Annotated in this window: 20 protein-coding genes and 1 tRNA gene; 9 read left to right on the top strand and 12 right to left on the bottom strand. The window is 58.6% G+C overall.

The window, feature by feature from the left end:
- Nucleotides 1-5: 5 nt before the first annotated feature.
- From SLH49_RS05485 to SLH49_RS05470, 4 genes are all read left to right on the top strand, one after another.
- Nucleotides 6-1,016, top strand: a complete 1,011-nt coding sequence (locus SLH49_RS05485) for a cytochrome d ubiquinol oxidase subunit II (RefSeq protein WP_320268140.1) — start codon at nucleotides 6-8, stop codon at nucleotides 1,014-1,016.
- Between the two features lie 123 nt (nucleotides 1,017-1,139).
- Nucleotides 1,140-1,216 (top strand) — tRNA-Met (locus tag SLH49_RS05480).
- A 237-nt stretch (nucleotides 1,217-1,453) separates the two neighbouring features.
- A complete protein-coding gene (locus SLH49_RS05475; protein ID WP_320268139.1) occupies nucleotides 1,454-2,377 on the top strand; it encodes a hypothetical protein in 924 nt (307 codons plus the stop codon).
- A gap of 104 nt (nucleotides 2,378-2,481) precedes the next feature.
- Nucleotides 2,482-3,894, top strand: coding sequence for an FAD-binding oxidoreductase (locus SLH49_RS05470; RefSeq protein ID WP_320268138.1), 1,413 nt, complete (start codon nucleotides 2,482-2,484; stop codon nucleotides 3,892-3,894).
- A 5-nt stretch (nucleotides 3,895-3,899) separates the two neighbouring features.
- On the opposite strand, the gene hemC is transcribed toward SLH49_RS05470, so the two are convergent.
- Nucleotides 3,900-4,847 carry a hydroxymethylbilane synthase gene (hemC, locus tag SLH49_RS05465; protein ID WP_320268137.1) on the bottom strand — a complete coding sequence of 316 codons (948 nt, stop codon included), beginning with the start codon at nucleotides 4,845-4,847 and terminating at the stop codon, nucleotides 3,900-3,902.
- 94 nt (nucleotides 4,848-4,941) lie between these two features.
- On the opposite strand from hemC, the gene hemE reads away from it, so the two are divergent.
- Nucleotides 4,942-5,976 (top strand): uroporphyrinogen decarboxylase, encoded by a 1,035-nt coding sequence (gene hemE, locus SLH49_RS05460; protein ID WP_320268136.1) that lies wholly within the window; start codon nucleotides 4,942-4,944, stop codon nucleotides 5,974-5,976.
- Nucleotides 5,977-6,025: 49 nt separating this feature from the next.
- The gene (locus SLH49_RS05455) at nucleotides 6,026-6,403 is read left to right on the top strand and encodes a hypothetical protein (protein WP_320268135.1); all 378 of its coding nucleotides are present in this window, start codon (nucleotides 6,026-6,028) and stop codon (nucleotides 6,401-6,403) included.
- Here the strand turns inward: SLH49_RS05455 and hemF are convergent.
- On the bottom strand, nucleotides 6,400-7,278 hold the full coding sequence (gene hemF / locus SLH49_RS05450; protein WP_320268134.1) for an oxygen-dependent coproporphyrinogen oxidase: 879 nt from the start codon (nucleotides 7,276-7,278) through the stop codon (nucleotides 6,400-6,402). The two genes, SLH49_RS05455 and hemF, sit on opposite strands and share 4 nt — an antisense overlap.
- Before the next feature lie 100 nt (nucleotides 7,279-7,378).
- On the opposite strand from hemF, the gene SLH49_RS05445 reads away from it, so the two are divergent.
- Entirely contained in the window at nucleotides 7,379-7,765 is a 387-nt protein-coding gene (locus tag SLH49_RS05445; RefSeq protein WP_320268133.1) for a hypothetical protein, read from the top strand.
- A gap of 5 nt (nucleotides 7,766-7,770) precedes the next feature.
- Here SLH49_RS05445 and SLH49_RS05440 read toward each other — a convergent pair whose 3' ends face one another.
- Genes SLH49_RS05440 through clpS form a run of 3 tightly spaced genes read right to left on the bottom strand, consistent with a single transcriptional unit; the run spans nucleotide 7,771 to nucleotide 9,934 of the window.
- Nucleotides 7,771-8,577 (bottom strand): SDR family oxidoreductase, encoded by an 807-nt coding sequence (locus SLH49_RS05440; RefSeq protein ID WP_320268132.1) that lies wholly within the window; start codon nucleotides 8,575-8,577, stop codon nucleotides 7,771-7,773.
- Nucleotides 8,578-8,598: 21 nt separating this feature from the next.
- On the bottom strand, nucleotides 8,599-9,570 hold the full coding sequence (locus SLH49_RS05435; protein WP_320268131.1) for a class I SAM-dependent methyltransferase: 972 nt from the start codon (nucleotides 9,568-9,570) through the stop codon (nucleotides 8,599-8,601).
- Between the two features lie 22 nt (nucleotides 9,571-9,592).
- Nucleotides 9,593-9,934 carry an ATP-dependent Clp protease adapter ClpS gene (clpS, locus tag SLH49_RS05430; RefSeq protein ID WP_320240756.1) on the bottom strand — a complete coding sequence of 114 codons (342 nt, stop codon included), beginning with the start codon at nucleotides 9,932-9,934 and terminating at the stop codon, nucleotides 9,593-9,595.
- Nucleotides 9,935-10,273: 339 nt separating this feature from the next.
- Between clpS and SLH49_RS05425 the strand changes: the two genes are divergently transcribed.
- Complete coding sequence (locus SLH49_RS05425) at nucleotides 10,274-11,689, top strand: D-alanyl-D-alanine carboxypeptidase family protein (protein ID WP_320268130.1); 1,416 nt, start codon at nucleotides 10,274-10,276, stop codon at nucleotides 11,687-11,689.
- Nucleotides 11,690-11,699: 10 nt separating this feature from the next.
- Here SLH49_RS05425 and SLH49_RS05420 read toward each other — a convergent pair whose 3' ends face one another.
- The 6 genes from SLH49_RS05420 to SLH49_RS05390 all read right to left on the bottom strand — a co-directional run bounded on the left by SLH49_RS05420 (nucleotide 11,700) and on the right by SLH49_RS05390 (nucleotide 19,077).
- Nucleotides 11,700-12,167: a hypothetical protein gene (locus SLH49_RS05420; protein ID WP_320268129.1), complete on the bottom strand. Its 468-nt coding sequence runs from the start codon at nucleotides 12,165-12,167 to the stop codon at nucleotides 11,700-11,702.
- Between the two features lie 27 nt (nucleotides 12,168-12,194).
- On the bottom strand, nucleotides 12,195-13,793 hold the full coding sequence (locus SLH49_RS05415) for an ABC transporter ATP-binding protein (protein ID WP_320268128.1): 1,599 nt from the start codon (nucleotides 13,791-13,793) through the stop codon (nucleotides 12,195-12,197).
- Nucleotides 13,790-14,986: an ABC transporter permease gene (locus tag SLH49_RS05410; RefSeq protein WP_320268127.1), complete on the bottom strand. Its 1,197-nt coding sequence runs from the start codon at nucleotides 14,984-14,986 to the stop codon at nucleotides 13,790-13,792. The genes SLH49_RS05415 and SLH49_RS05410 overlap by 4 nt, the downstream gene beginning before the upstream one ends.
- A complete protein-coding gene (locus SLH49_RS05405; protein WP_320268520.1) occupies nucleotides 14,986-15,642 on the bottom strand; it encodes an ABC transporter permease subunit in 657 nt (218 codons plus the stop codon). Before SLH49_RS05405 ends, SLH49_RS05410 begins: the two co-directional genes overlap by 1 nt.
- 834 nt (nucleotides 15,643-16,476) lie before the next feature.
- Nucleotides 16,477-18,393, bottom strand: coding sequence for an extracellular solute-binding protein (locus SLH49_RS05395; RefSeq protein ID WP_320268126.1), 1,917 nt, complete (start codon nucleotides 18,391-18,393; stop codon nucleotides 16,477-16,479).
- 165 nt (nucleotides 18,394-18,558) lie between these two features.
- Nucleotides 18,559-19,077, bottom strand: coding sequence for a c-type cytochrome (locus tag SLH49_RS05390; RefSeq protein ID WP_320268125.1), 519 nt, complete (start codon nucleotides 19,075-19,077; stop codon nucleotides 18,559-18,561).
- A 120-nt stretch (nucleotides 19,078-19,197) separates the two neighbouring features.
- Between SLH49_RS05390 and SLH49_RS05385 the strand changes: the two genes are divergently transcribed.
- Entirely contained in the window at nucleotides 19,198-20,046 is an 849-nt protein-coding gene (locus SLH49_RS05385) for a prephenate dehydratase (RefSeq protein WP_320268124.1), read from the top strand.
- Here the strand turns inward: SLH49_RS05385 and SLH49_RS05380 are convergent.
- Nucleotides 20,043-20,783, bottom strand: coding sequence for a SagB/ThcOx family dehydrogenase (locus tag SLH49_RS05380; protein ID WP_320268123.1), 741 nt, complete (start codon nucleotides 20,781-20,783; stop codon nucleotides 20,043-20,045). The genes SLH49_RS05385 and SLH49_RS05380 overlap by 4 nt on opposite strands.

The following is a 20,783-nucleotide window of genomic DNA, read 5'->3' as shown; positions in this document are numbered from 1 at the left end:
CGCAGATGTACTATTTCGGCGATCCTGAGATTTGGCTGCCCTTCGTCTTTGCCGGGCTGATGGGAGCCTCGATCCTCATATATGTGGTTCTGGACGGGTTTGACCTTGGCGTTGGCGTGTTGTTCCCGTTTGCGGAAGCCGATGAGAAAGATCGGATGATCGCCTCAATCGGGCCGTTCTGGGATGCGAATGAAACCTGGCTGGTGCTGGCGATTGGTCTGATGCTCGTGGCGTTTCCCGCGGCCCATGGTGAAATCCTGACAGCGCTTTACCTGCCCGTCACAATCATGCTCATCGGTTTGATCCTACGCGGTGTCGCGTTCGAGTTTCGGGCCAAGGCACCCGCACCCCATAAACGAGCATGGAACAACGCGTTCTTCGCGGGCTCCCTGATGACGTCGCTCAGCCAAGGCTTCATGCTGGGCATGTATGTGATGGGTCTGGAATGGACGTGGATGAATACCGGCTTTGCCGTTCTGACAGCGGTGTTCCTGACAGTGGGATATAGCTTTATCGGCGCCACATGGGTGATCCACAAGACGGATGAGCATCTGCAGCGTAAAGCAGTAGACTGGGCCAAGGGCGGCATCTGGGGGCTGGTCTTGGGCATCGGCGCAATTTCACTGGCCACACCCTTTGTGAGCGGACGGATCTTCGACAAATGGTTCAGCTGGCCCGAGGCGCTCTATCTGGCACCATTGCCGATCCTGTCTGGCGTGCTGGTTGTCTGGCTGTGGTCCATGCTGCGCAGCATGCCATTTTCCGGGGACCGCTATTCCTGGCTGCCTTTTGCGGCCGCAACGGCGCTCTGGGTGCTGGCCTTTGCGGGAATGGCGTACAGCTTCTACCCCTTTGTGGTGCCGGATCAGTTGACCATCTACGAGGCCGCAAGCGCGCCGGAGAGCCTTTTCATCATCCTGGTCGGGACATGTGTCGTGTTGCCGACGATCATGGGATACACGATCCTCGCCTACACGGTGTTCCGGGGGAAGGCGACCGAGCTACGCTACGATTGATGCGGATGAGCGCAAACACCCATCCTGTGGGACGTTGCATGGCGCAGGTGATTTCCTGCGTCACAAAAGCCAGAATCGGTTTGACAGCACTGCACCCTTTGCGTAATCGGGCGTTCGTGGTGCGGCGCGGTAGCTCAGCTGGTTAGAGCGCGCGACTCATAATCGCGAGGTCGGGAGTTCAAGTCTCCCCCGCGCCACCATATTTCTAACCGTAGTAAAGGTTTGCAGGCGAGCACATCGCGACTTCCTGCGGAAGGCAACTGGAGTTGGGCGCTCAGCCTAACCGCAGCGCCAAAAACAAGACTGGCTCAGTTATGCCACCTTCCAAACATGCGAATGTAACCAAAAGGACATGACTTCCCCCTAGGTCAGGCTTGTTCCGGCCTCTTTTGCTGCCTAGGTCGCCCACTTTAACACTTTGTTAATGAGGACCAAAAATGACAAAAATCTTGGGCATGGCAGTATCCGTCTTGGCACTCTCTGCAGTCGGAGCAGTCGCGGACAGCCTAACATCGCGCAACATGATCTTTGAAGGCGATCTTTCTTTCGGGCAGATTTCGCGTAGCGGAACCGCCGTGAACTCCTCTGGTTCGCCGCTGGCGGAAATCGAGGACGTCACAACATTTGCCATCGGCGGACTTGCCGCTGTGCCACTGGGTCAGAATTTGCTGACACAGATCGAAGTTGATCTTGAAGGCACCGATTACCCATCGTCGGTTGGTGGTGAGGATGCGGACGATACCTACGACGCCAGCGGCAGTCTTGGTCTGCAATTCGGCTACCAGTTCGATCAAGGCTACGTTGGTGGTTTCGCGGGCCTGGGTACAGTCGATAGCTCTGACACCGACGGTGAGCAGGATGCGGATTACACCATCGCCGGGCTTGGTGGACAATGGGCCACCGGAGACTGGTTGATTGGCGCGCAGGCCGGACAATTCGACAGTGACGCGGAAGACCCCGAAACACCGTCTGACGTCACATTTGGCCGTATCATCGGACAACGCTTCTTCAATGACGGGCAGTCCAAACTGCTGCTTGATGTCGCATTCGCCGAGGGTGAACAAGACGCGGACAGCGACACACCGGACGAGATGCAATTCACTCGCTACGGCATGGAATTCGAGCAGATGCTCGGTGTCGACATGTTCGGCGGCACAACATCGGTATATGGATCGGCCTACCATCTCGACATCGCGGAAACTGATGAAGATGGCGATATTGATCGTGCCAATGATCTGAGCGTTGGGCTGGGCATGCGCATCCGCTTTGGCGCCAATAGCTTGCAGGACCGTGCACTGGGAACTGCCCCTGACTTGCCTGATGTGGCACGTTGGATCGGCGCGACACCGGTTCTGGACTAGAATAAAGTAAGCCCGCGCGCCGACCTTTTGCGCGCGCGGGCGTTTTCCCTTTTTACTGCCGCCATTTACAGATAGAATTTCAGGTAAGACGGCAGGAGTAGTGGATGTCAGTACTGGGTCAATTGCGTGATGTAATCGGTGATGAGAATGTTCTGACCGATGGCGATGCAGCACCTTATGGCAGGGATTGGACCGGAGCATATACCTCAACACCATTGGCCGTGTTGCGGCCCAGAACCACGCAAGACGTCTCAGAGATTCTGAAGATCGCGCATGCAACCGGAACGCCGGTTGTGCCGGTTTCAGGGCGGACCGGATTGACCGGTGCGACACTGGCGCAAAATGCACTGATGCTGTCGGTTGAACGTCTCAATGAGATTTCCGAAATCAACGTTGCCGGGCGCACGGCCACCGTGGGTGCCGGTGTGATCCTGTCCAACCTGCATGATGCGGCTGAGGAGCACGATCTGATCTTTCCTCTGACGCTTGGCGCGCGCGGCTCTGCCATGATTGGCGGGCTCTTGTCCACGAATGCAGGCGGGTCAAACGTGGTGCGCTATGGCAGCACGCGCGGCCTTTGTCTGGGGCTTGAGGTTGTGATGGCCGATGGCCGGATCATGAACCTGATGAGCGCGCTGCACAAAGACAATTCCGGCCTTGATCTGCGGAATCTGATGATCGGCGCGGAAGGCACGCTGGGTGTGATTACGGCAGCGGTGCTGAGGCTTGCGCCCAAACCACAGGCCTATGCCACGGCGATGGTGGCGGTGCCGAGCCTGCAGGACGCGCTCTCGCTTTTGCACAAACTACAGGATGTGACAGGTGGCGGGGTGGAGGCGTTTGAGTACATGCCGCGCAGTTACATGGATAAGCATCACAGCCTGTTCCCCGATTTTCCGCCCGCGTTCGAGCAAGGCTATGACGTCAATGTCATGATCGAAGTGGCCGCGCTGACGGAGGCAGACGCGCAGCCCGACGAAAACGGACAGGTGCCTGTCGTGGCGCTGTTGGAGCAGACCCTGGGCGAGATGCTGGAAGATGGCTCCGTTCTGGACGCGGTGATCGCGCAGAATGAGGCGCAGAGGCAACTCATATGGAAGCGGCGCGAGGATGCTGGCGAAGTCGCCTTCTTTGGCGGTGTCTTCGTCAATACCGATGTCGCGGTGCCCGTCGACAAGGTAGCCGCTTTCGAAGAAAGGCTGACGCCACGCGTGAAGGCAATTGACCCCGATGCGACAGAGGTGATGGTGGCGCATTTGGGTGATGGCAACATCCATCACACAAGTTACATCAGCCGAAACGATCCTCTTGCGAAAGACGCCCTTGTTGCTGCCGTCGAAGACGTGGTGCAGGAGTTAGGTGGGTCGTTCAGCGCCGAGCATGGCATCGGCGTCTCAAAGCTTGAGACGATGAAACGGCGGAAGGACCCGGTCGCACTTGATGCGATGCGCGCGATCAAAATGGCACTGGATCCGCGCAACATCCTGAACCCTGGCAAGGTGATCCCGTCCGCGTAGTGCCCTTACGCAGTTACGGCGAAGAAATCAGGGCCTGCCTGTTTCAGCAGCCCATCGGCCATAGCCCGTCCGATCTCGGCCCCATCCTCGACCGCACCGCTGATATCGTCGGCCAAGACCTCTGCCCCGTCGGGCCGCAGGATCTCGCCCCGCAGGCGCAGTGACCCACCAGAAAGCTCCGCCAGGCCGCCAATTGGCGTCTCGCATGAGCCGTCGAGACCGCCCAGAAGCGCGCGTTCGGCCTGCAGCCTTTGGCCGGTCTCTTTGTGATGGATGGCCGCCAAAAGATCGGCGGCGCGGGTGTCATTCAGGCGCCGCTCAATCCCGATGGCGCCTTGAGCGATGGCAGGCAACATCTCATCGGGGTCAATCGGGTGGTAGGGTACATCATCCATGCCAAGCCGCCGCAGCCCGGCGGTTGCTAGAAATGTCGCATCGGCCACACCATCCCCCAGCTTTTTCAAACGGGTCTGCACATTACCGCGAAACTCGACCACCTCCAGTTTTGGAAAGCGCGCTGCAAGCTGGGCGCGCCGGCGGGTTGATGAGGTGCCAACCACCGCGCCATCGGGAAGCGCCGAAAGGCCATCAAACTTGAGCGACACAAATGCGTCGCGCACATCCTCACGTGGCAGAAACGTGTCGAGGATCAGCCCGCCGGGTTGTTCTACGGGCATGTCTTTCGTCGAATGCACCGCGATATCGATGGAGCCGTCAAGCAGCGCCTCTTCGATCTCGCGCGTAAAGAGCCCCTTACCGTCAATCTCGCGCAATGGTTTGTCGAGAATCTGATCCCCGGTGACCTTGATTACGCAAATCTCGAAAGCCTCATTAGGCAGATCGAAGGCGGTCATGAGCCGGTCGCGGGTCTCATGCGCCTGTGCCAGCGCCAGCGGAGAGCCGCGCGTGCCAATTCTGAACGGGTTGTTGGGAGTGGGCAGATGCATTGTCATGAGGTGATTGTTAGACCTGTCAACCTAGCCTGACAACTCCCTTGACAACATCTTCTGCAATTGGGACCACAGGACTGATAAAAAAGGACATTCCATGGCGCAGCAAAAGACGATCCTGAGGGCCCTTGCGGGTGAAACCCTTCCCACGCCACCGATCTGGATGATGCGCCAGGCAGGGCGGTATCTGCCAGAATACAAGGCAACACGAGCGCAGGCCGGGGATTTTCTGTCGCTCTGCTACAATCCCGAGCTTGCCGCGGAGGTCACGTTACAACCGATCCGGCGTTACGGCTTTGATGCCGCGATCCTGTTTGCCGATATCCTGTTGCTGCCACAGGCGCTGGGTGCGGAGTTATGGTTTGTCACAGGCGAAGGCCCGCGTCTGACGCCGATCACCACGGCGGACGAACTCGCCGAACTGAAGATTGTTGACGACATCCACGAGACACTGCGCCCGGTCTATGAAACCGTGCAAATCCTGTCGCGCGAATTGCCTGCGGAAACCACGCTGATCGGCTTTGCCGGCGCGCCATGGACCGTCGCGACGTACATGATCGCCGGGCGCGGCACACCCGATCAGGGGCCGGCCCATGCGCTCAAAGCGGAGAACCGCCCCGTCTTTGAAGGGATCATCCACCGGCTGACCGAGGCTACGATCGAGTATTTGTCGATGCAGATTCAGGCCGGAGCCGAAGTCGTCAAATTGTTCGACAGCTGGGCCGGGTCATTGCAGGGGGATGACTTTACCGAGTTCTCAATCCATCCGATGCAGCGCATCACCCACGCGATCAATGATCGGCACCCGGGCATCCCGGTCATCGTGTTCCCGCGCGGTGCGGAGCATCGCTATGCTGGTGTGCACCGCGCGACGGGCGCTAACTGCGTGGCACTTGATGACGGGATCGATGCGGCCTGGGCGGCAGAGCATGTGCAGATCGACGGCTGTGTGCAGGGCAACCTCGCCTCGTCGCATATGGTCACCGGTGGACAGGCACTGATTGATGAGACGAAGCGCATTTGTGACGCCTTTCGCAAAGGCCCGCATATCTTCAATCTTGGCCACGGGATCACGCCGGATGCCAATCCCGACAATGTGCACCTGATGATCGACACAGCGCGCGGGTCCTAGTTTTGCCGCATTGCTACGCCAACCTGCGGTCACCAATCGGGAGACGGGCATGCCATTGACCTTTCGCCTCTTGTTTCATGGCATCCGCAGTTTGTGGGTGGCAGCCTTGCTTGCGCTGATCGCGTGGCTGACGCTGGTGCCAGCGTCGCAAGCGGAACGTGCGGCTTTGGGCAATGATCCTTTGGCAAGAACGTCATTCGCTCTGTCGCAGATGCGGATCGCGCGCATCGTCGTCCATTTTGCACCGGAACGCGCGGCGAACCTGTTGAGCCGGGCGAGCGGCGGCGACATCTCACCCGAATTGGCGGGCATGTTGCTGCGGGACATCGCCCGCAATAACGTCGAGGAAGACCCTCAGTTCGAGGTCGTCGAAACGACCCGCACCACCCGGTCGGTCGGTGGTGCCAAGTTCGTGACGGTGGACTAAACCCACTTCGCCAGCGGCGGCAGGCTCATCAGCACAGCATTGGCGTCGTGGCCGGTGGCGAGACCGAATTTCGTGCCGCGATCATAGACAAGGTTGTATTCGGCATAGAGACCGCGATGTACCAACTGCGTTTCCTTGTCCGCCTCGGTCCACTGCGTATCGCGCCGCTTTTCGACGAGGGGCACATAGGCGGGCAGGAACGCCCGACCGATATCCTTGGTGAGCTTGAAATCCGCCTCCCAATCTCCGGTGCAGTAATCATCCATAAAGATCCCACCCACCCCGCGTGCACGATGGCGATGGGGGATGAAGAAGTATTCGTCCGCCCAGGCTTTCAGCTTGGGGTAGTGATCTGATCCATGCGGGTCGAGATGCGCCTTCTGCGTGGCATGAAAATGCGCAGTGTCGTCATCGTATTCAATGCAAGGGTTCAGGTCGGACCCGCCGCCAAACCACCAGGCATGCGGTGTCCAGAACATGCGTGTGTTCATGTGAACCGCCGGGACATGAGGGTTTTGCATATGCGCCACAAGCGAGATGCCAGAGGCCCAGAAGCGCGGGTCATCGGCCATCCCGGGCACGCCGCGTGCGGCCATCGCCTTTTGCGCAGCCTCGCCCAGCTCACCATAAACGGTTGAGACATTGACGCCGACCTTTTCAAAGACACGACCGCCGCGCATCACGGACATCAGGCCACCGCCTGCATCGCCGCCATCGGGTGCGGCGCGCTTGGTCTCGGAGACCTCAAACCGCCTCGGTTCACCTTTGCCTTGATGGCTGTCTTCCAAACCTTCGAACGCCGCGACGATTTCAGCCCGCAGGCTTCGAAACCATTTTGATGCCTGGCTTTTCTCTGCCTCAAATCCGTCTGACATGCCCACCCTTTATGCCCTGATATTGAATAACACGGTGTGTTAGCTTTCGTGCACCATACTGATCATGCTGTGATGATCCATACCAAACCCGGAGAATGCGATGCGCCCTGCCTTTATCATTTTGCCTGTCCTGGCCCTGGCCGCCTGCGCCACACCGCGCGAGGAATGCATCGCCGACGCGACGCGGGACACAAAGGTCCTTTCCAACCTGATCAACGAGACGCAGGCAAATCTCGCCAGAGGCTATGCGATTGAGGAACGTCAGGACGTGCGCACCTTGCAGCGCAGTTGCCGTGGTAAAAATGATGACGGCTCCACATTCTTCTTCCCCTGCAACGAGACCGAGACGTTTACGACAACCGTGCCGGTTGCGATTGATCTGCGGGCAGAAGAGGCCAAGCTGGAATCGCTGCAAGAGCGGTTCACGCTGGCGCAAGCAAGCTCTGATCAGGCGGTGCTGCAATGCATTGCCATTCACCCAGAGTGACAGGCTTAGTGCACCGCCACATCGGCCGGGTCGATCAGCGTGCGGCCCCCGTCAACGGTGATAATCTGGCCGGTCACGAAGGATGACGCGTCAGAGGCTAGATACTGCACCGCATCCGAAACCTCGCCCGCGCTTGCGATCCGGTTGAGCGGTGTATTTTCGACAATTGCCTCGCGCGCGTCGTCCTGATCCTTCAGCGAGCCCTTGAGGCTCGCGCTCATCACGCTTCCGAAGGCCACTGCATTGACGCGAATACCTTTGGGCGCAAGCGACACGGCCATGGAGCGTGTCATCTGATCGAGCGCTGCGGAACTCACTGAATAAGCCAGAAGATCGGGATGGGTGCGGCGGGCCGCGATGGAACTGAGGTTTACGATGGAACCGATTGGTCCATCAGGTGTTCCATCACCGGCCTGTTTGATCATCTTGCGCGCAACGGCCTGACTGACCCGCATGGCCGTTAAGGTATTCTGCTGTAAAAGCTCTTCGACACTGTTGTCTTCGGGGTCCAGCGGATCGGTTGTCATGACCTGACGGGCCGCATTGATCAGGATATCGACCCGCTCAAACGCATCGATGGTTGTGGACAAGAGATTGGCAATGGTCAGCTTCTTGCGCAGATCACCCGCGAAGACGCGCACATTTTCTTCCTTTTTGGCTTCTTCGCCCATTTCATGGCAAAGCGCCTTTTCATCCATATCGACAAAAACGACATTGGCACCCTTGCCGACAAAGTGCCGCCCGATGGCGAGGCCAACACCATTTGCCGCGCCCGTGACGACGGCGGTTTTGCCAGAGATTGAAAATGACATGGGGTTGCTCCTGTTGACCGCTCAGCGCTGGGGCCGGGTCGCATGAAAGATCTTGAAGGCACCATTGCCGCCAATGATGTCTACATTGCGGAAACATTCGGTCATCGTTGCTTCATACGGCAAATGACGGTTCGCCACCATCCAGAGCTTGCCATGCGGCGCCAAGAGGCGCGCAGCCGCTTGAATGAAACGCCGCCCAAGCGATGGATCAGCCGCGCGACCGGTATGAAAGGGCGGGTTCATGACGATCCCGCCATAGGGCGGGTCGGCGGTGAAATTTGTGGCGTCTGCCCAGTGAAACTGGGCCCTGTCGTCCGTGACGTTCAACCGTGCGCAATCGAGGGACAGCGCCTCGGCCTCAATCAGATCGACGGACTGGATGCCGTCGCGGGAGAGTGCCGCTTGCGCCAGATACCCCCAGCCCGCGCCAAGGTCGGCCATGCGCGCAGGCAGCTTTGCGGGCAAGAGATCGGCCAAGAGAGCCGAACCCGCATCAACCGCCCCGTCGGAGAACACACCTGCAGTTGTGAAAAAGCCGTCCGGGCCCTTGGCGGGCGGTGGTGGGGCCCAATCCGCGAAGGCGTCTGTGGCCGGAAACCAGAAGAGCCGCCCATGCGCCTTGGTAATGGAGGGCAAGTCCCCCAGAACCGCACGGCAGGATTTGAACAGACTGTCGATGCCATCGGTCTTTTGCCCGTCCAGGACGACAAATTCTGCTCTCGCACAAGCCTCTGCAATCATGGCGCGGGCTAACGCCTTGGCGCGCGGCACGACAACTATGGCCGTCGCAGCAGGGCCGAGGCTTTGGGACACCTCAAAGCCTGCCCCCTGCCAGGCGTAACGATCCGGGTAGAAACCGTGGACGATCTGCAAACGGTCGCGCGGCAATGCCGCGACATCATAAGTCGCAGGCGGGCGCATCAGCGCAATGTTGCCGTTTGGCAACGTGATACTGCCATCTTCAAGGGCGCTGCTGAGACGGGATTGCGACATCAGTCAAGAAAGCGGCGCGCCGCTATTCTTTCTCCATCGTACATTGCAGGGGGTGCTGGTGGCGCTGCGCAAAGTCCATCACTTGCGCCACTTTCGTTTCCGCAATTTCGTGACTAAAGACACCCACAACCGCCACACCTTTTTTGTGGACGGTCAGCATCAATTCAAAGGCTTGCGCGTGCGACAAGCCGAAAAACCGCTCCAACACATGCACGACGAATTCCATCGGCGTGAAATCATCGTTTAAAATCAGAACCTTGTACATCGGCGGACGTTTTGTCTTGGGCTTTGTTTCTAGCACGACTCCGACGTCACCGTCATCCGCGTCGTCTTTTCCAGCCATCATGTAAACCGTCGATTGCATATAGCATCCCTGAATCCGATGGGCCTATATATAAGGCACAGGACTTTTGTGAAAACCCCATCCTTCTCACAAAGCCGCAGTGTCACTTTCAGGGGCAAATCGCGCTTTTTGTGGCATGTGTTCCAGCGACAACGACATCTTGCGCTGAGATATCAGAGTCAGCGCCAAAGTCTTTGAAATTGGGGTATTTTCTGAAAATCAGACTTATGTTAGCGTGACGTCATAACAATAAGGTCACCGGAAAAATTCGGGGCCATTGAGGCAGAAAAAGAGGCAAGCGACGTGGCAAGTCGTTCGGGACAGGTGGCCCTGCAGGGTCTATTTCTTTGTGTATTGTTGATGTCATTGATGCTCGCGCCGATCAGGGCGGGCAGCGCGCCATACGCGGCCATGGTGATGGATGCGCGTACCGGTGAGGTTTTGCATTCACGTAATGCCGATACACGACTGCATCCCGCATCGCTGACCAAGATGATGACGCTTTACATTGCGTTTCAGGCGGTGCAGCGGGGCGAGATCTCGCTTGATACGCCCGTGACGATCAGCCGGTTGGCCGCGTCAGAGCCACCGTCGAAGCTGGGCTTGCGGCAGGGGCAAACGATCCGTCTGCGGTTCTTGCTGCGTGCAGCAGCTGTGAAGTCGGCCAATGATGCCTCGACCGCCATTGCCGAGGCGATATCGGGCTCAGAAGAAGCCTTTGCCACACGCATGAACCGCACCGCGCGGGCGATGGGCATGCGCAACACGACCTTTCGGAATGCGCATGGGCTGACGCAATCGGGCCATCTTTCGACTGCGCGCGATATGTCGATCCTGGGGCGGCACGTGATCTACGATTTCCCCCAATACTATAACCTCTTCTCGCGCCGTTCGGCTGATGCGGGCATCGCGACCGTCCGTCACACTAACCGCCGTTGGCTTGACGCCTATGAAGGCGGCGACGGCATCAAAACGGGTTACACGCGTGCGGCAGGCTTCAATCTGGTCGCCTCTGCTCAGCGCGGGCAGGAGCGGATCATTGCAACCGTCTTTGGCGGGTCATCGACAGCCGCGCGGAATGCGCGGATCACGGAATTGATGGATATGGGCTTTAACCGCGCGCCGTCACGCGCAACCATTCGGCGGCCCAACCCGCCTATTGCGATGTTGTCGAGCAATAGCAGCAACAGCGGTGGCGCCATTCCGGGCGGCAAGATTGTTCGTGTGAGCGGGCTGGTCGCAACCAGCATGCGCCCCATCGCCAGACCTTTACCCCAGGCGCCTGAGCCGGAAGCGCTCGTCGCCGCCGTCGATACCGACAGCATTGATGCGGTACTGGCCAGCGCCGTGGATGCGGCCGTGGCCGAGGCGCTTGGCGCATCCCCTCCGGTCGAGACTACGGTCGTCGCGACGGCCACGCCTGCGGTAACACCCACAACGCGCCCGGCTGAGACGGTGGTGGCTGCCGTGGCACCCCCACCGCCCCCTGCCGTCAACACCGAGCCCGAAGTGGTGACCCGGATTTCCACGTCCGGTGGACGTCATTGGGGCGTGAATGTGGGCCGCTACAATACGCGTTACGACGCCGAGCGGGTGCTCTTGCGGGTTGCCCTGAACGAGATGAGCTCGCTCGACGGGGCATTGCGACGGGTCGTGCAACGCTCTGGCGGGTTTGATGCGAATTTCATGGGGCTCACGCGCGAGGGCGCTGATCTGGCCTGCCGCAGGCTGCAGGCACGTGGGACGACGTGCTTCATGATCGGCTCGGACAGCTAGACCACCCGCACTAGAAACACGGATCGTTGAAATCCTTGGCAATCAGGCGCCGCCAACGCCTTTGGCGGTGCCGATAAAAGACATGGGCAAAGGCCACGATAAAGGGCGTCAGCAGCCCGGCCTCAATCTCGACCCGGTCTGTGTAGCGCGTGCCGTTATCCTCTGGCGCAATTGAGATCAGATGGTCCCAGCGCTTAATGATCGCGCTGCGGCCATTGTCGCGAATAAAGCGCTCATCCCCTTCCGCTTGCGGATGCGACAGACCGATGATCTGGCGCCCAACCGGCAGAACACCCAAAAACCACATGCGCACGGTGTAATCCCGCGGCGTCCATCGCTCGGGGAATTGCGGTGGATCAATTGGGGTGAAGTGCAGGATGGGACGCGCCACGAATTGCAGCAGGCGTGGCTTCTGCAGCGCCTCCCATACCTGATCTGGAGATGCGTCAAAATGGGTGGAGATTTCAACGATCGGCATCTGACAATCCCAGATGATTGCGCGCCCCTACGCTACCTTTCCATCAAAGGCGGCAGCCATCAATGCCTTTGTATATTCGGTCTGCGGCGCGTCAAAGATCGCATCGGCATCGCCTGCCTCGACCACGTCGCCCTGCTTCATCACCATCACCTTGTGTGACAGTGCGCGCACAACTTTCAGGTCATGGCTGATAAAGAGATAGGCCAGCCCGTGCCGCTGCTGCAATTCGCGGAAAAGGTGCACGATCTGCACCTGAACGGTCATATCCAGCGCGCTTGTCGGCTCATCGAGGATCAGGAGCTTCGGGCGCAGGATCATCGCGCGCGCGACCGCGATCCGCTGGCGCTGGCCGCCTGAAAACTCGTGCGGATATCGATCCATCAGGGACGGATCAAGCCCGACCTCCTGCAAAATCTCGGCCACCATGTCGCGCCGGTTGCGACCCGGATCGACATCATGCACGCCCAAGCCCTCAGCGACGATCTCGGCCACCGTCATGCGTGGGCTGAGCGATCCGTACGGGTCCTGAAAGACGATCTGCATATCACTGCGGAGGGGCCGCATCTGCCGCTGATTGAAGCCCTGGATTTCCTGGCCCTGAAAAACGATGCGCCCTTCGGACTGGATCAGCCGCATCACGGCTAGCGCCAGCGTCGTCTTGCCAGACCCGCTTTCGCCAACCACCCCCAACGTTTCACCCGCGCGCAAGGTCAGCGTTGCCTGATTGACGGCCTTCACATGCCCCACCGTGCGCCGGAGCAGCCCGCGCTGGATCGGAAACCAGATCTTCGCATGATCCGTCTCCAGCACCACGGGCGCGTTGGGTTCAACGGGGGCAGGGCCTCCCGCCGATTCCGAAGCCAGAAGCATCTGTGTGTAAGGGTGTTGCGGGCTGCCGAAAATCTGGTCGGTCTGGCCACTTTCGACAATCTCGCCATCCTTCATCACGCAGACCCGATCAGCGATCTTACGGACGATGGTCAGGTCATGGGTGATGAACAGCATCGACATGCCCTCATCACGTTTCAGCTCGGCCAGAAGGTCGAGGATTTGCGCCTGGATCGTGACATCGAGGGCGGTCGTCGGCTCATCCGCGATCAAGAGGTCAGGGCCGTTGGCAAGGGCCATGGCGATCATGACCCGCTGGCGCTGCCCGCCCGAAAGTTGGTGTGGATAAGATGTCAGCCGGTTTTCAGCATCGCGAATGCCGACGCGGTTTAGAAGCTCAATAATGCGGTTCCGCAAAGCGGCGCCGCGTAGGCCCTGATGCAGTTCGATGCTTTCGGCCAGTTGCTTTTCAATTGTGTGGAGTGGGTTGAGCGATGTCATCGGCTCTTGAAAGATGAAGCTGATATCGTTGCCCCGGACGCGGCGCAAAGTGGCGGTATCGGCACCCACCATCTCTTGCCCCTGATAGCGGATGGAACCGGCCATGACGGCGCTGTCGCCCAGCAATTGTACGGTGGATAGCGCGCTGACGGATTTGCCGGACCCGCTTTCGCCCACAATGGCGACCGTTTCACCCTTGTTGATCTGAAACGAGATGCCGCGCACCGCATGGGTCGTGGCACCATCCTGGCGGAAAGCCACGCGCAGGTTGCGGACGTCCAGAACCGTGTCACTCATCTGGCATCGGTCCCAGTCTTGGCAAGCGGCATCTGGGCCTCAAATACGGTCTCGTCGATTACAGCATCGCCATCGGCTACGAACGTCTTGCGCGGGTCGAACGCATCGCGCACGCCTTCGAAGATGAACACGAGCAGCGACAGCATGATCGCAAATGTAAAGAACGCAGTGAAGGCAAGCCATGGCGCCTGCAGGTTCTGTTTGGCTTGCAGCGTCATCTCACCAAGCGAAGGTGCGGATGACGGCAGACCAAAGCCCAGGAAGTCGAGCGCGGCCAGACCGCCGATTGCACCGGTGATCAGAAAAGGCAGCATGGTCAGCGTGGCAACCATCGCATTCGGTAGCATATGCCGGAACATGATCACCCTGTCTCGCACGCCCAACGCCTTGGCCGCGCGGACATATTCGAGATTGCGCGCACGCAGGAACTCGGCCCTGACAACCCCGACCAGGGCGGGCCAGCCAAACAGCACTGTCAGGAAGACAAGGAGCCAGTAACTTCGCCCCACAATCGCAAAGACGATGATGATCACGTAAAGCGACGGCATGCCGTTCCAGATCTCGATAAAGCGCTGGAACAGAAGGTCGGTCCAGCCACCGAAATAGCCCTGCACCGCTCCCGCCATGATCCCGATGATCGAGGCCGCGATTGTGACGGTCAGCGCGAAGGTGACCGATAATCGGAACCCATAGATGACCCGCGCCATGACATCACGCTTGGTGTCGTCGGTGCCCAGCCAGTTATCTGCTGAAGGGGCCGATGGCGCGACTCCGCGCACATCCACGATGGTGTTGTAGGAATAGGGGATGATCGGCCAGAGCATCCAACCTTTCTGAAAATCACCCTCAAGCACCTCGCCCGCTTGGGCGGCGGCAATCAGGCCTTCAGGATCGTCGAAACAGTCCTCAAGCCCGCCGGTGATGATCAGGCAATCAACCTCGACCTCTCCGTAGCCTGCCTCGGTCGGGAAATCGCCGCCAAATTCACGCTCCGAATAGAACGAAAAGATCGGCATGCGAATCTCACCGCGATAGCTGACAGCGATGGGTTTGTCGTTGGCGATGAACTCCGCCATCAGAGACAGACCAAACAGCACACCAAAGATGATGAGCGACCAATAAGCGCGTTTGTTGCGCTTGAAGTTGCGCAAGCGGCGCTGGTTGAGGGGGGAGAGGAACGGACGACGCGCCATCAGTTTCGCGCCTCAAAGTCTATGCGTGGGTCGATCAGGACGTAAGTGAGATCGGTGAGGATCCCCACGATCAGCCCGATCAGCGAAAAGGCAAAGAGCGTGCCGAACACAACCGGATAATCACGCGCCACAGCCGCCTCAAACCCCAGGCGGCCCAAGCCATCGAGCGAAAACAGCGTCTCGATAATCAGCGAACCACCGAAGAACACACCGATGAACAACGCCGGAAAGCCCGAGATCACGATCAGCATCCCGTTGCGGAAGACATGGCCGTAAAGGACACGCGCCTCGGACAGGCCCTTGGCGCGGGCGGTCATCACATATTGCTTCTTGATCTCATCGAGAAAGCTGTTCTTGGTCAACAAGGTCAGCGTTGCAAAGGCGGCGATGGTCGAAGCCACGACCGGAAGCGTGATGTGCCAGAAGTAGTCGCCCACCCTTCCAAACAAGGCGTTTCCGGGGATGGACGCCATGCCCGTCGGCACTGCGGGGATAAGCCCCGTCACCAAAAGCAAACCGACGACAATCAGACCCCCGATCAGGCCCATGATGGTGACACAGACCAGCCAAGGATCGATCTTGTTCTTGTGGGCGTCGTCGGGACGCGCGGCCAGCGCACGATACGCGGCCCAGAACCCGCTTGCGGCCACAATCATAGGTACAAGTACGTGCGCGCGGTCCGACCCGAAGGTCTGGCCAGAGACCAGTGCAGCCACGAGCCCCGCGCCTGCCACGCCAAGCAAGCCGCCCAAACCGTAGCCAAAGCGCGAACGCAGCGCCCTTGCCGCCACAAAGGCCGCGGCCAGCATCGCCAGCATCCACGGCAGGTAAAGCGCAAAGCGCCCCAGCCACGTCATCGCCTCCCAGTCAGAAGATGTCAGGCCACGCAGCGGGAAAATCCGGAAGTAGGACCCGCCCGCAAAGAGCACGATCAACAGGATCGCGAAAAGAAAGCCGGGAATAGCGTAGCCGACGATGATGGCACCCGACGTCCAGGTGTCAAAGGGCGTGCCATCGCGCACGGCCTTGCGAATGCCCAGCGGGATCGAGACCAGATAGGCGATGAGGGTGGACCAAAGCCCCAGTGTGATCGAGACCGGCATCTTTTCGATCACAAGATCAAACACGCTGATCGAGCGGAAATAGCTTTCGCCAAAATCAAAGCGGATATAGTCCCACATCATGTTCAGGAAGCGCTCCAGCGGCGGTTTGTCAAAACCGAATTCCCGCTCAAGCTGTTCGATGAACTCCGGGGGCAGACCGCGAGCACCGATATAATCGCTGTCCAGATCGCTTTCGATCTCTGCATCACCAGCGCCGCCGGCGATCGCTTCGAAGACATCACCCTGTCCTTCGAGATTGGCCAATATCTGCTGGATCGGACCGCCAGGCACAAACTGTATCAGGGCGAAATTGACGATCATGATCCCCAGCAAGGTGGGGATCACAAGCAGCAATCTGCGGAGGATATAGGCGCCCATGATCGCGCCTTACTTGAACGCGTCAGCCGCGCGCAAGGCTTCGAATTTGTCTTCGTTGATCCACCAGTAATCCAGATGGCCAAGGCCAAATTCGGGCAGATTTTCAGGGTATTCGTAGAAGTCGTAATAGGCGACCCAGTTTGTCGGGTTAAAATAGGTGGGCACCATGAAGTACTCGTAACGCATGATCCGATCGATCGCTCGTACGCCTGCGGCCATGTCATCGTAGTTTTCGGCTACTGTCACCAGATCCGTGATCGCATCAACAGCCTCGGAACAAAAACCCGCCGGGTTGAAGACGTCGTCTCGATCCTCGCAGCCGTATTTCTGACCAAGACCCGCACCTTCCTGCAGACCATTGCGATAGCCATCAAAGATCATGTCAAAGTCATTGCTCTGGGTCCGGGCCTGATACTGGGACGGATCAACCCGGTTGTAGGTGGCATTCACCCCAAGGCGCTGCAGGTTCTCGATATAGGGGTTAAAGATGCGGTCAAATGACTGCCGCGTCTCAAGCAATTCGACATCAAGGGTGTTGCCATCTGCATCGCGCAAGAGACCATCATCGCCGGATGTAAATCCAGCCTCTTCCATCAAGGCGAGTGCCTGTCGCAGGTTACCCCGATCAAGCGGGCGATCGCCGCTTTCATGCGGCAACAAAGCCTCTTCGGTGAAGATCGCCTCTGGCAGAAGGTCACGCACGGTTTCCAAGATCTCAAGCTCACGGCCTTCGGGCAGGCCGACTGCTTTCAGGCGATCATTCTCCCAAAACCCTTCGCGCTGTTGGAACAAACCATATTGCAGGTTCTCGTTGGTCCATGTGAAATTGTACATCAGGCCGAGGGCGCGGCGCACATTGCGATCCTGAAACTTATCAAGCCGCATATTGAAGACAAAGCCGTTGGCACGCGGCGGCGTCCCCTCAGCAAACTCTTTCTTGATCACCTGCCCGCGGTCGATGGCGGGGAAATCGTAGGAAGTCGCCCAGTTGATCGAGCTTGTTTCGCGGCGCAATGTGAACTCACCGGCTTTGAACGCCTCAAAAGCCGTATCGGTGTCGGCGAAATACTCGATCCGAATGGAATCGTAATTCCCCCGGCCAATCCGCATCGGATGATCGGCGCCCCAATAGTCGGGATTGCGGGTGTAGATGATCTGACGACCGGGATCGACCGAGGAAATGCGGTATTCACCAGTTCCGGGAGACGTTTCCAGCCGTGCCTCATCCATGCGGGCACCGGTTTCCTCAAACCAGGCCTTCGACATTACAATTGTCGTGCCCATTTGCGAGATCCGCCCGCGTAGGGGAAAGTCAGGATTGAAGTCGAACCTGACGGTGTAATCGTCAACGGCTTCGTAAGACGGCACAAGTTGCTGGATGTAGGTGGCGTAAGACGGCGTGCCCTGTTCGCGGAACAATTCATGGGTAAAAACGACATCATGGGCGGTCATCGGTGTGCCGTCAGAGAATGTCACATCATCGCGCAGGTTGAAGATCACGTATGACCGATCTTCGGGATACTCGAGCGTTGTACACAGCACGCAGTAAAGCGAGCCAACCTCATCCGACGTGGAGTCCATCACTCGCTCGAACATGGTCGAAGACAACGCACCGGGTGTGCCCGACAATGTCGCAAACGGGTTCATACTGTCGAATGTGCCACCCACCGCCAGACTGATCTGCCCACCAAGCGGCGCGTCGGGGTTCACGTAATCAAGATGTGGCGCATCCGCGCCGTATTTCAGCTCGCCATATTCGTTGAACCCGTGGCTTTCGATGATGACCTGCTCATCCTGCGCAATAACCGCCGAGGCTGCCAGAACCGCGCCAAACCCCAATAAAGACCCCAAGAGCCAGTGTTTGAGCCGCAAAGCCTGCATATCGCGACTTTGGGCAACCACACGAGGTTCAGAGTTTTTTTGCATCACAGTCTCCGGTTCGAGCGAAAGCATATTACTTATAAATGAAGCTAGAAGACACGATGGCAAATATTCAAGTTCCGATTAGTTGAACAGATGGTGAAGACACCGTCATAAATATGCAAAGGCCGTCCAGATCGGACGGCCCAACACGCATTCATGTCACTGAAATCAATCGGCAAATGTCGCGAGATAGGCGATCAGATTGGCGCGATCTTCCGCACTGCGCATACCGTTGTAGCTCATGATCGTTCCCGGCGCATAACCGCGTGGATTTTCCAGAAACGCATTCAATTCTTCCGGTGTCCAGACCTCGGCTGCGTCAATCAGCGCGCCGGAATAGTTGAAATCATCGTAGAACTGCACGGGGCGGTTGACGACACCGTGGAGCGCGGGGCCTGTCCCATGCTGACCCGCTTCAAGCGCGTGGCATGACCGGCATCCGCGCCACAGCCCTTCGCCATCTTCGGCACTTGCCGAGGCGAAGATGACGGAAAATGGCACTTCTTCGACCTCTTCCTCAGCAGCACCTTCTGCATCAGCAACTTCAATCACATAGGCTTGCGCATGGTCTTTGCCGTGACCGCCGGAGTGATAGATTTCTTCCGCAAGCCAGGCACCCAGCAGGTAAACCAAAAGCGTGCCGCAAAGCGCGCCAACCGCTTTGGTCATCGTCATTGTGTCGAACATGTCGCGTTCCATCTCATTTGCGTGTTTCGGCGCTATCTATCCGCTTCCAACACCGGGTTGCAAGGTATAGTGGCGCGACCTAACGCCCATTTTGACGGGGTGATGTGGGGAGGCTGCAGAATGGCATCGAAAATCGCATTTCAGGGTGAACTGGGCGCCTATGGGCACGAGGCATGTGTGACCGCCCGCCCCGATTTTGACCCCCTACCCTGCAGCACGTTTGAAGACGCCATCGCCGCGGTGCGGGACGGCGATGCAGAGCTGGGTATGATCGCAGTTGAGAATTCCACCTATGGGAGGGTGGCTGATGTGCATTCCCTGCTGCCCGAAAGCGGGCTGCATATCGTTGACGAGACTTTCGTGCGTGTACATATCAACTTGCTGGGCACAAAGGATGCGGTTCTTGAGGATGTGACAGAGGCGTTCGGCCACCCGGTCATCCTGCCGCAATGCGGGGCGTTTCTACGCGCCCATCAGATCAGGGGCCGCACCAGTTCAGACAATGCAAGGGCCGCGCGCGAAGTCGCCGCAGGCGACGACAAGCGCATGGCCGCACTCGCCTCGGAACTCGCCGCCGAGATTTACGGCCTCAAAATCTTGGCCCGTCACATCGAAGATCACGACCGGAATACCACGCGCTTCCTGATCATGGCGCGCGAACCTGATTACCGGCGGCGCGGCGAGTTCGGGATGATGACCAGCTTTGTCTTTCGGGTGCGTAACATTCCTGCGGCCCTCTACAAGGCCATGGGCGGCTTTGCGACGAACAGCGTCAACATGACCAAGCTGGAAAGCTACATGGTTGGTGGTGCTTTCACCGCAACCCAGTTTTACGCAGAGATCGAGGGGCATCCCGACGACCGGAACGTGCAACTGGCGCTGGAAGAGCTGCGCTACTTCACCGACCATCTGCATATCATGGGCGTCTACCCAGCTGCAGCACGGCGGCATGACGAACCTAAAGGCTAGGCAGCCTCACCAATCGCAATGGTGTAGACAATCGCCTCGTCCGTGCCATCAAGACCGATCATCCTGTTGAGCGGTATGTCGTAGTATCCGCCCATGCAAAGGCTGCTCAGGTCCTGCTCTTCGGCGGCCAGACAGAGGTTCTGTACAACGTGCCCCGCCTCAAACAACACATATCGATATCCGCGCGGTCCGTACTTGGCTTGCGTTCGGGCAAATTCGGCCCCCAAGCACAAAATGACAGGCGCCTTGGCGACACTCTCCCATGACAGAAACACATGGGCGGCGGCCTGATCCCATCCTTCGCCGCCAAGGGCGGCGAGGTCGTCGCCGATTGCATCGTAGTGATAGATGCCTGCGGCGATCCCGCTCACATTCCTGACCAGCGCGTAGACTTCCAGCGGGTAAAGCGCCCCCGCCGATGGAACCGGGCGCCGCAATATCGTGTTTCCCAATGCATTCGCTGGCCCGGTCACCCCATAGGCCGTGCGCAGAAGCCCGGCAAATGTGTTGAGCGGCATTGGTTTATCCGCAAAGGCGCGCTGGGACATGCGCGCCACCGCAAGCTGGTCCACTGGACTCGGCGAGGTTTCAGGCAGGGCCACGCGCTCTGCATCCGGGTAGAACTTGGTTCTTTGATGAAACGGATTCGTCGGTTGTGGATCTTGCCTGATCCATGGCTCGGAGTTCAGGTGAAAAAGCTGCGACAGGCCGGTCGGATCATAAATATTTGTACTCAT

Origin of the sequence: Cognatiyoonia sp. IB215446 (genome assembly GCF_033963825.1) — a bacterium.
Lineage (GTDB): Bacteria > Pseudomonadota > Alphaproteobacteria > Rhodobacterales > Rhodobacteraceae > Yoonia.
This window is presented reverse-complemented; position numbering and strand designations above follow the sequence as displayed.